The 7,421-nt window shown below is 71.9% G+C and carries 7 protein-coding genes; 5 read left to right on the top strand and 2 right to left on the bottom strand.

The annotated features are described in order from the left end of the window. On the bottom strand, positions 1-405 hold a 405-nt coding region (locus SACHA_RS25995), incomplete at its 3' end, for a DegV family protein (protein ID WP_039738128.1). Between the two features lie 250 nt (positions 406-655). Between SACHA_RS25995 and SACHA_RS0106050 the strand changes: the two genes are divergently transcribed. The 5 genes from SACHA_RS0106050 (at position 656) to SACHA_RS0106030 (ending at position 5,560) form a co-directional block, all read left to right on the top strand. After that, the gene (locus SACHA_RS0106050; protein WP_019807988.1) at positions 656-1,441 is read left to right on the top strand and encodes an electron transfer flavoprotein subunit beta/FixA family protein; all 786 of its coding nucleotides are present in this window, start codon (positions 656-658) and stop codon (positions 1,439-1,441) included. Between the two features lie 44 nt (positions 1,442-1,485). Beyond that, the gene (locus SACHA_RS0106045; RefSeq protein WP_019807986.1) at positions 1,486-2,445 is read left to right on the top strand and encodes an electron transfer flavoprotein subunit alpha/FixB family protein; all 960 of its coding nucleotides are present in this window, start codon (positions 1,486-1,488) and stop codon (positions 2,443-2,445) included. Positions 2,446-2,621: 176 nt separating this feature from the next. Beyond that, positions 2,622-3,404 carry a GNAT family N-acetyltransferase gene (locus tag SACHA_RS0106040; protein WP_028662934.1) on the top strand — a complete coding sequence of 261 codons (783 nt, stop codon included), beginning with the start codon at positions 2,622-2,624 and terminating at the stop codon, positions 3,402-3,404. Positions 3,405-3,499: 95 nt separating this feature from the next. Further along, a complete protein-coding gene (locus tag SACHA_RS0106035; protein ID WP_019807982.1) occupies positions 3,500-4,357 on the top strand; it encodes a lysophospholipid acyltransferase family protein in 858 nt (285 codons plus the stop codon). Between the two features lie 129 nt (positions 4,358-4,486). Beyond that, on the top strand, positions 4,487-5,560 hold the full coding sequence (locus tag SACHA_RS0106030) for a Glu/Leu/Phe/Val family dehydrogenase (protein ID WP_019807980.1): 1,074 nt from the start codon (positions 4,487-4,489) through the stop codon (positions 5,558-5,560). Positions 5,561-5,676: 116 nt separating this feature from the next. Here the strand turns inward: SACHA_RS0106030 and SACHA_RS20555 are convergent. Further along, positions 5,677-7,421, bottom strand: a 1,745-nt coding sequence (locus SACHA_RS20555; protein ID WP_019807978.1) for a VanW family protein, incomplete at its 5' end; no start/stop codon positions are given.

Here is a 7,421-nt window from a genome sequence, read left to right as displayed (position 1 = left end):
ACCCGCCGCGGCGGCGCGGGCGCCCGACAGGGCGGCGTAACCGAGGCTCATCCCCGTCGTGGCGCTGTCGACGACGTGGACCGGGACGTCCACCTGCCGGGCGGCCTGCATCGCGGCCTCGGCCGTCGCCGACATCCTGCGCGAGAGGTGCACGCTCACTATCGCGTCGGCGCCCGCGCTCATCGCGTCCTGGAAGGTCCAGAAGAAGGCACCGGGGTCCGGGGGTCTGGTCCGGACGTCGTGGCCCGCCCGGATCAGCCCGATCAGTTCACCCCGATCGTACCGGGACTCGTCGTCGAGGCGGCCGTCCGCCTGGATCTGGACCTGCACGACCGCCACGCCCCACTGGGCCGCCAGTTGCCCGGGAAGGCAGGCGGTCGAATCGGTGATCACTGCTACGGGCACGTCGGCAGGTTAGCGGCTGTGTCCACCCACCGGGGGGAGTCGGTTGCGACTTCCGGTCCAGAACACGGTTCCCCGGGTGCCGGACGGGGCAGTCGGAGCCCGTCCGCGGGCCGACCGGACGAGATCATGGGACGATCGTCCAGGGAAATCGCCGATCCAGGTGAAGGCGGTCACCTCGGGGGGCGTAGCGTGAACGCGGAGCTGTAATTTACCGCTCAGTAACGCCTTGTGTGTGCGCCGAAGGAGACCCATGACCAATATCGTTGTCCTGGTCAAGCAGGTGCCGGACACCTACTCGGAGCGGAAGCTGACCGAGAACGACCACACCCTTGACCGCGAGTCCGCCGATGCGGTGATCGATGAGATCAACGAGCGCGCCGTGGAGGAGGCGCTTAAGATCAAGGAAGCCGGTGCGGGCGAGGTGACCGTCCTGTGCGTCGGTCCCGACCGCGCCACCGACGCGATCCGCAAGGCGCTGTCCATGGGAGCCGACAAGGCGATCCACGTCTCCGACGAATCGCTGCACGGTTCCGACCTGCTCTCCACCGCCAAGGTGATCGCCGCCGGCGTCGGCCGGGCGGGCGAGGTCGACCTGGTGGTCGCCGGGAACGAGGCCTCGGACGGCCGGGGCGGCGCCGTTCCGGCGGTGCTCGCCGAGCTGCTGGGGATGCCGCAGCTCACGCACGCCCGTGAGCTCACCGTGGACGGCGGCACTGTGAAGGCGGACCGCGAGACCGAGGACGGCATCACCCACCTCGAGGCGAACCTGCCCGCCGTCGTCAGTGTCACCGAGAAGATCAACGAGCCGCGGTACCCGTCGTTCAAGGGGATCATGGCGGCCAAGAAGAAGCCGGTGGAGACCCTCACCGTCGCCGACCTCGGCGTCGACGCCGGGGAAGTGGGCCTGGCCAACGCCGCGTCCGGCGTCGTCGAGGCCGCGCCGAAGCCGCCGCGGGCCGCCGGTGAGCGCGTCACCGACGAGGGCGACGGCGGGTCGAAGGTGGCCGAGTACCTCGTCGGCCAGAAGCTGCTCTGACCTCTTGACGACACCACGACTGACGACAGACAAGGAAACGAACTATGGCTGAAGTACTCGTCCTCGTCGACCACGTCGACGGTGAGGTCAAGAAGGTCACCGGCGAGCTGCTGACCGCCGCCCGCGCGCTCGGCGAGCCGTCGGCCGTCGTCGTCGGCTCCCCCGGGTCGGCGGGGAAGGCGAAGGAGACGCTCGCCTCCTACGGCGCCGCGAAGGTCTACGTCGCCGAGTCGGACGAGGCCACCGGATACCTGGTGACCCCGAAGGTGGACGCGCTCGCGGCCGTCGCGGGACAGGCGTCCCCCGCCGCGGTGCTGGTCGCGGCGACCTCCGACGGCAAGGAGGTCTCCGCCAGGCTCGCCGCCCGGCTCGGCTCCGGCTGGCTGGTCGACGCAGTCGGCGTCAACTCCGACGGCACCGTCGACCAGTCGATCTTCGGCGGCGCGTTCTCGGTGAAGTCGAAGGCGACCAGGGGCGTCCCGGTGGTCTCGGTGCGGCCGGGCTCCGTGGAGGCCGAGCGGGCCGAGGGCGCGGCGGCCGAGGAGACGGTGGCGCTGCCCGCCGTCGACCCGGCGAAGTCCGCGAGGATCACCGGCGTCGAGCCGGTGGTCGGCGGCGACCGGCCCGAGCTGACCGAGGCCTCGATCGTGGTCTCCGGTGGCCGTGGCGTCGGCTCCGCCGAGAAGTTCGAGACGGTGGAGAAGCTCGCGGACGCGCTCGGTGCGGCGGTGGGCGCCTCCCGTGCGGCCGTCGACTCCGGCTACTACCCGGCGCAGTTCCAGGTGGGCCAGACCGGCAAGACCGTCTCCCCGCAGCTGTACGTCGCGCTGGGCATCTCCGGGGCCATCCAGCACCGCGCGGGGATGCAGACGTCCAAGACGATCGTCGCGGTGAACAAGGACCCCGAGGCGCCGATCTTCGAGATCGCCGACTTCGGCGTGGTGGGCGACCTGTTCGACGTCGCCCCGCAACTCACCGACGAGGTCGCCGAGCGCAAGGGCTGACCCCGCACGGGTCACCCGCGTAGTGCCGTGCGGCCTCCTTCCCCACGTCCGACGCGGGGGAGGAGGCATGCACGGCGGGTGCCGTCACCCCGACGGCACGGGAGTTCATCCGGTGTGCATCGGCGTGTCACGGGCGGCACCGTCGGGATTCGTGCCGGGACGTGAACATTTCGGGCATGACGCGGGCACAACTTCGCGCAGACGAGGGCGGAATCGGAGCGGGTGGCGGATATTCGGTGTTCGTCACCCGGCATCTCGACGACGTACGCGCCGCACAACGGCTGCGGTACCGCGTGTTCGCCGGCGAGATGGCCGCCCGGCTGCACTCCGCCGTTCCCGGCCACGACGCCGACCATTTCGACGACTACTGCGACCATCTGCTCGTCCGCGCCGACGACACCGGCGAAACCGTCGCCACCTACCGGATGCTCCCACCCGACCGGGCCGCGGCGGCGGGCGGGCTCTACGCCGAGCGCGAGTTCGATCTCACCGCGCTGTCCGGATTGCGGGAGACCCTGGTCGAGACCGGGCGTTCGTGCGTGCACCCCGGCCACCGGACGGGGGCGGTGATCGGTCTGGTCTGGGCGGGTCTCGCCCGGTACATGCTGCGCCGCGGCCATCGTCACCTCATCGGCTGCGCCTCGGTGCCGCTGGCCGACGGCGGTGTCACGGCCGCGGGGGTGTGGGATGTCGTGTCCGCCCGGCATCGTGGCCCGGAGGAGCACCGGGTCACCCCGTTGCGGCCCTGGTCGGCCGCAGGCGTCGAGCGGCCCGAGCGTCCCGCGGTCCCGCCGCTGCTGCGCGGCTACCTGCGCCTGGGCGCGACCGTAGTGGGGCCGCCGGCACACGACCGGGAGTTCGGTGTCGCCGATTTCCCCGTTCTGCTCGATATGCGTCGGATCGACCGGCGGTACCGACGCTTCTTCCTCGGACAGGAGGACGAGGAGCCGGTCCGGTGACCCGACAGGAGACGGTGGCCGCTGCCGGAGCGTCTCGTGGTGCCGCCGACACGCCGACGCGGGCCCCGGAGGAGGCACCCCGGACACACCCGTGGATGCCGGTGTCCCCGTGCGGGGCCGGGTGCCTGACGCACGGAGACCCGGAGGTGCCCCGATGGCGTGCGGTGCTGCGGCTCGCCGCGCTCGCCGGCGTCGTGGGCGCGGCCGTGGTGTCGGTGCCGGTGCTGCTGGTTTCCTCCCGTGCGGTACGCGATCGGACGGTGCGCGGGCTCTGCCGCGCTGTGCTCGCCGCGTGCGGTGTCGTCGTGGCCGTGCGTGGACGCTGGGACGGCGCGGACGGCGCGGACGGCGGCGCACTCGTCGTGCACAACCACATCTCCTGGCTCGACGTGGTCGGGCTGGGGGCGGTGCGCCCGATGCTCGCGGTGGCCAAGCGTGAGGTCGGGGACTGGCCGTTGCTGGGGGCCTTGGTGGCCCGCGCGGGCGGGGTGTTCCTCGACCGGGAACGCCTGTCCGGTCTGCCCGCGAGCGTGGCCGAGGTCGCCGACCTCCTGCGAGCCGGCGAACAGGTCGTGGTGACGCCCGAGGGCACGACGTGGTGCGGGGGTGCGTCCGGTGCGTTCCGTCCCGCCCTGTTCCAGGCGGCCCTGGACGCCGGTGTTCCCGTGCGTCCGGTGGCGGTGCGGTACCGGCTCGGCCGCGGGCGGCCGACGACGCGCCCCGCGTTCGTCGGCCCCGAGTCACTGCTCGAATCGCTGTGGCGCACCGTGCGGCTACGGGGCACCGTTCTGGAGCTCGTCGGGTGTCCGGAAATCCCGCCCGGTCGGGTGGACGGTCGCCGGGCCCTCGCCGCTCTCGCCCGGACGGCCGTGCACACCGCCCCGGGAGCCCCGTTCGGACCACCCCATCCCGGGGCCCCGCAGGCGCCCAGCGGGACTCCTCTTCGTCCGTGAGGTGGGATACATTCGGGCGGCGACGGCACTCGGTGGGAACGACCTTCCCGGCCCGTCGCCACAACCGAACAGGGCCCCGCAGCGTGCGACCACAAGCCGCGCGCAACGGACGACAAAGGAGTCACGACCGTGACCGACGGTGTATTCGGCCGCTTCAGCGGCCACGAGCAGGTTGTCCACTGTCAGGACGAGCACACCGGGCTCAGGGCGATCATCGCCGTGCATTCCACCGCACTCGGCCCCGCCCTCGGCGGAACCCGGTTCCATCCCTACCCCACCGACACCGCGGCACTGGAGGACGTGCTCGCGCTCGCGCGGGGGATGACCTACAAGAACGCCCTCGCCGGACTCGATCTCGGCGGCGGCAAGGCGGTCATCATCGGTGATCCCGCGACGGTCCGGTCGGAGGCACTGCTGCGTGCCTACGGCCGGTTCGTCGCCTCCCTCGGCGGGCGCTACATCACCGCCTGCGACGTCGGGACGCACGTCGCCGACATGGACACCGTGGCCCGGGAGACCCGGTTCGTGACGGGCCGATCCGAGGACGAGGGCGGCGCGGGCAACTCCTCGGTGTTGACCGCCTACGGCGTGTTCGAGGGCATGCGCGCCTCCGCGGCGCACGAGTGGGGTTCGCCCGACCTGCGGGGCAGGCGGGTCGGTGTCGCCGGTGTGGGCAAGGTCGGCCGCATCCTCGTCGGACACCTGGTCGAGGCCGGGGCGGAGGTCGTGGTCACCGACGTCGCCGAGGCGGCGGTCGACGCCGTGCGTGCCACCCATCCGTCGGTGGAGGTGGTCGCCGACAACACCGCCCTCCTCGCCGCCGACCTGGACGTCTACTCGCCCTGTGCGCTGGGCGGTGTGCTGGACGACGACACCGTGCAGACCCTGCGTGCGCGGATCGTCTGCGGCGCGGCCAACAACCAGCTCGCCCACGCCGGGGTGGAGAAACTGCTCGACGAGCGTGGTGTCCTGTTCGCCCCCGACTACCTGGTGAACTCCGGTGGCGTCATCCAGGTGAGCGAGGAACTGCGGGGGTTCGACTTCGACCGGGCCCGGCGCCGGGTCGCGTCGCTGTACGACACGGCCGGGCGGGTGTTCGCCCTCGCCTCCGACGAGGGGGTACCGCCGGTGACCGCCGCCGACCGGCTCGCCGAACGGCGCATCGCGGAGGTGTCCCGGCTGCGCTCCCTCCGCGTCCCGTGACGCGCGGCTCCCTCCGCGTCCCGTGACGCGCGCCGTCCGGGAGAACCCGAGGACCGGATCGTGACGATCGGGGTGCGGACGGTGCGCTCGCACGACACACCGTCCGCACCCCGGGATCAGTCGTCGCCCGGGCAGACCACCTTCGCCTTGGGGTCGTAGGTGGTGGTCTCCGGCTCGCGTCGCACCACCCGGCCCGTGTCGGGATCCTTCAGAATCCGGGTGTTGGTGACGGTGAAGCCGGGTGTGCCGCCACTGGGCGAGCAGTTCTCCTCGGGTCCCGTGACCTCGCCCGGCTCTTGGACGTCGGTGCGGTCACCGGTCTTCGACTCGACGTCGTAACGCTTGGTGCCCCACAGCTTCACCGTGATGTCGTTGGGCGTCCAGATGGTCTGGATCGCCACCCCGGTGTCGCCGTCGTTGGTGAACTTCAGGTCGATCACACTCGACCCGTCGGGGTTCTGGAACACCGTGGCCTCGCGGCCCTCCGGGTAGCGGCTGATGTAGTAGCTGTGCTCCCGGTGCCCGGCGTCCTTCAGCCCGGCGAAGTAGGAGGCGTTGAACAGGGTGGTGGCGAACTGGGAGATGCCGCCGCCCACGGCGGTGCCGGGCTGGCCGTTCTCGATGATGCCCGCCTCGACGTAGCCCTGCGGTTTGCCGCGCGGGCCGGTGTGCTGGTTCAGACTGAACGTCTCGCCGGGCTTGACGATCGCGCCGTCGACCTCCTCGGCCACCACGCGGATGTTGACCCCGGAGTCGGGCGCGAACCCACCGGTGGTGAATTCGCCGATGACCTCGTTGATGCCGAGCTGCTCGACCTGTTCGGTCGTGACCTCGGCCGGCTTGTCCTCGTACTCGGCGACCAGTTCCCGGCCGCTCGGGTCCCGGGTCTTCAGCGCGTCGACGAGCGGTTCGAGCGTCGTGTCCCAGTTGATCTGGTAGCCGTCCTGCGAGGGCTTCACCGACGGCTTACCCCCCTCGAACACGACCTCGGCGTCGCGGCGCTCCTTCTCGGTCTCGGCGAGGTCCGGCTCCACCCCCTCGACGATCTTCTTCTGGTCGATCGTGGGGACGAGTGCGCCGTCCTTCGCCTCGAAGGAGAGCCCGGCCGCGATCTCGCCGGGTTCCAGGGTGCCGTCCGTGCCCTCTCCCTTGACGGTCACCGGCGCGGACACGGCCGGCTTCGCCACGTCGTTCAGCGCGGCCTGCACCTTCTCGGCGGTGACGGTCACCGGGGTCGACTTCACCGGCAGGGTCAGGCGCTCTCCCCCGGCCCAGTGGGTGAGGATGGTGTGCTTCGCGCCGTCGGTGTCGAGCTTCTGGCCCGGCCGCGGCTCCACCGGCGTCGGCGTGGTGCCCTCGAAGGTGATGCCGCCCTCGACCGGCTTGCGGTCGACCTCCCTGCTCACCGCCTTCATGGCGTTGTCGAACTGGTTGGGCTCCGCGTCGGTGACCACCCCCAGCTCCCGGGTGGTGAACAACGACGAGATCCGGGTGAACGGGTTGAGCGGTTGGTCACCGGCCTGGTCGAGGGTGGCGTCCCAGTCCAGCCGCAGGCCCGCCTGCTTCGGGTCGAGCCGGCCCCGGGTCTCGCCCGCGGTGTAGGCGACGGGCTCGGACAGCCGGGGCTCGATCTCGTCCCGCAGCCGGTCCTCGGCCCGGCTGGGGCTCATCCCACCGACGTCGACCCCGGCGACGGTCGTCCCGCGTGGCACGTCCCCGCTGGTCACCAGGAGGTCGGCGGCGTAGAGGAGGAAGAACAGCCCGAACACGGCCGCGGCGACGAGGGCGGGCCTGCGCCACCTCCGCCCGGACGGGTGGTGCCCGTCCGGGTCCTCGCCGCCGCCGTGGCCGGGTCCGAGCG

Origin of the sequence: Saccharomonospora halophila 8 (assembly GCF_000383775.1) — a bacterium.
Taxonomy (GTDB): Bacteria; Actinomycetota; Actinomycetes; order Mycobacteriales; family Pseudonocardiaceae; genus Saccharomonospora; species Saccharomonospora halophila.
This window is presented reverse-complemented; position numbering and strand designations above follow the sequence as displayed.